The sequence below is a fragment of the Aeromonas sp. A35_P genome, assembly GCF_002259925.1.
GTDB lineage: Bacteria > Pseudomonadota > Gammaproteobacteria > Enterobacterales > Aeromonadaceae > Aeromonas > Aeromonas dhakensis.
The window spans coordinates 1-2903 of record NZ_NEVB01000169.1; the positions used below are offsets into that span (position 1 = coordinate 1).

General features: G+C 64.6%; 3 protein-coding genes. All 3 read left to right on the top strand.

The genetic code is table 11. The features are described from left to right. Positions 1 to 78: 78 nt before the first annotated feature. Entirely contained in the window at positions 79 to 1335 is a 1257-nt protein-coding gene (locus tag CAK78_RS10565; protein ID WP_094697229.1) for an adenylosuccinate synthetase, read from the top strand. A 213-nt stretch (positions 1336 to 1548) separates the two neighbouring features. After that, positions 1549 to 2085, top strand: coding sequence for a YbhB/YbcL family Raf kinase inhibitor-like protein (locus CAK78_RS10570; protein WP_094697230.1), 537 nt, complete (start codon positions 1549 to 1551; stop codon positions 2083 to 2085). A gap of 11 nt (positions 2086 to 2096) precedes the next feature. Beyond that, positions 2097 to 2903: helix-turn-helix transcriptional regulator (locus CAK78_RS10575; protein ID WP_094697231.1), on the top strand; the 807-nt coding region annotated here is incomplete at its 3' end.

The following is a 2903-nucleotide window of genomic DNA, read 5'->3' on the forward strand; positions in this document are numbered from 1 at the left end:
GAATTATAAAGATAATTAATTTTTCTAATCCGCCCCGGCCTCCTAGGATGATCGCCTAACGTCTTAGGAGAAAGAGTCATGTCGTCTATCGTAGTCGTAGGTGCCAACTGGGGTGATGAAGGCAAAGGCCGCATCGTGGATTATCTGGCAGGCCAAGCTGGCGCCAGCATTCGCTTCCAGGGCGGCAACAACGCCGGCCATACCGTCGTCAACGACCTTGGCACCTTCAAGCTGCACCAGGTTCCGAGCGGTGTGTTCAACCCGGATTGCCTGGTCGTGCTGGGCCCGGGCATGGTGATCAGCCCCGAGAAACTGACCGTCGAGCTGGACGAAGTGAAAGCCTCCGGCGTCACTCCCAAGCTGGCCATCTCTGATCGCGCCACCCTCTGCCTGCCGCTGCACGCCATGGAAGATACCCTGGAAGAGCAGCGCCTGGGCGACGGTGCCTACGGTTCCACCCGTCAGGGCATCGCTCCCGCCTACGGCGATCGCGTCATGAAGAAAGCGATCCTGGTGGGCTGGCTGAAACAGCCGGAAGTACTGGTCGAGCGCATTCAATTCTTCCTCGACTGGAAACTGCCGCAGCTCAAGGCCCTCTACCCGACCTTCGAATTCAACCAGACCGCCCAGGAGATGGCTGACTGGCTGCTGGAAGTGTCTGCCCCCTGGCTCGACTCCGTCTGCAACGTCAGCATGCCGCTCAAGGAGCTGCAGGCCGAAGGCAAGACCCTGCTGTTCGAAGCCCAGCTGGGCGCCGGCCGTGACCTGATCTACGGCGAGTACCCCTGGGTGACCTCCTCCCACGTTTCCGGCGCCTACGCCGGCATCGGTGGCGGCCTGCCGGGTCTGCGTCCCGAGCGCGTCATCGCTGTCGCCAAGGCGTTCAGCACCTCCGTCGGTACCGGCACCCTGCTGACCGCCATGGAGAACCAGGACGAGTTCCGCAAGATCGCCAACGAATTCGGTGCCACCACCGGCCGTCCCCGTGACGTCGGCTACTTCGACGCCGTCGCCACCAAGAACGGTGTCGAGCTGCAGGCCGCCACCGAAGTGGCCCTGACCAAGCTGGACTGCCTGACCGGTCTGCCGGATCTGAAGATCTGCGTGGCCTATGAAGGTGCCCACACCGAGAACCCGATCTGGCCGCAAACCGCCGCCCTCAAGCCGGTTTACGAGCAGATGGAGAGCTGGAGCGAAGACATCACCGGCTGCCGCACCTTCGCCGAGCTGCCCAAAGCGGCTCAGCAGTACGTACTGCGCATCGAAGAGCTGCTGGGCGTACCGGTGCCGATGGTCTCCGTCGGCCCGGGCCGTGACGAGATGATCCTGCGCTAAGTCGCGCGATCGGCTGTCAGCACAGTAAAAAACCGGCATCCATGATGCCGGTTTTTTTATGCCCGAGGGCACCACCGCGCTTTCGCAGCGCTCACCACAATCAACACAACGACTCATATCATGGCAGCAGGACGACCACTTTGAGCGGTTGGGTTACTCATCTTTTCCCCCTCTTCGCTAGACTGATCCCATCATCCACCGAGGAGCCTCACCATGAAGATTGCCAAGCGCACCCCCCTGCTCTCCCTGCTGTGCGTGGCGGCCCTGCCCGCCAGTGCCATGACCCTAAAGAGCAGCGACATCCACGAAGGCCAGCTGATGGACAAGGCCTTCAGCTTCAACGGCTTTGGCTGCAGCGGCGACAACCGCTCGCCCCAGCTGAGCTGGCAAGATCTGCCCGCCGGCACCAAGAGCGTCGCCATCACTGCCTATGACCCCGACGCCCCCACCGGCAGCGGCTGGTGGCACTGGCTGGTGGTGAACCTGCCGGCCAGTCAGCGCGAGCTGCCGAGCAACGCCTCCGGCAAGCTCAAGCAGGGGCTGGAGCTCAAGACCGACTTCGGCAGCCAGGGCTACGGCGGCCCCTGCCCGCCCGCCGGCCACGGCATGCACCGCTACCAGTTCACCGCCTGGGCCCTGCCCCAGACCCTGGAGGTGAAGGCAGACACCCCGCCCGCCATGGTAGGCTACATGCTCAACAGCATGGCCCTTGGCAAGGCCACCCTGACCGCCACCTTCGTCACCCCCTAGGAGTCCACCGGATGAGCACGCCGCTGCTGCAACTGCACCACTATCTCGGGATCCGCCAGCAGCCGCTGCACCGGGTGCTCATCTACGCCCCCACCATCATCTGGGTGGAGCAGGGTCACAAGCAGTTGTGGTGGCAGGAGAAGCGCCTGGCATTCGATCAGGCGAGCTGGCTGCTGATCCCGGCCGGTCACCAGCTCACCTTCGTCAACCAGCCGGAGCAGGGCAAGTTTCGCTCCCGCGCGCTGACCCTGTTGACCCCGCCCCCCGTCGAATGGCTCAGCACCGCCCAGACCGGCCCGCTCAGGGAGCCGCGCCTCGCGGTCAGTCCGGCGCTGGCCTTCTGTTTCGAGCTGGTCTGCTCCATGGCGGATCGGCGGCTCAATGAGGCCACCCAGGCCCAGCTGCTGCAGGGCTTTTATGCCGAGCTGCAGGCCGCCGGCGGGCTCGACCTGCTGTTTCCCGCCCACACCATGACCCTCGGCGAGCGGCTGGCCCGCTACCTCGGGGTGGAACCGGGCGCCGATCACACCCTGGAGGGGGTCGCACCGCACTTCGCCATGAGCCGCGCCTCCATGGCGCGCAAGCTGGCCGCCGAGGGGCGCAGCTTTCGCCAGCTACTGACCCAGGTGCGCATGAGCCACGCCCTCACCCTGCTGCAACAGGGTCTGGCGCCGCTGGAGACGGCCCTCGCCTGTGGCTACGACTCCCCCAGCCGCTTTGCCGCCCGCTTCAAGCAGGAGTTCGGCCTGACCCCCTATCAATACCTGCGCTCCTGCCCCTCCTCTCTCTCGCTGGTTGCCGACAAGAAAGTAAATAAT

Bases quoted from the DNA above. Each gene is read 5' to 3' on its own strand.
- CAK78_RS10565 (WP_094697229.1), top strand. From the start codon at position 79: ATGTCGTCTATCGTAGTCGTAGGTGCCAACTGGGGTGATGAAGGCAAA.
- CAK78_RS10570 (WP_094697230.1), top strand. From the start codon at position 1,549: ATGAAGATTGCCAAGCGCACCCCCCTGCTCTCCCTGCTGTGCGTGGCG.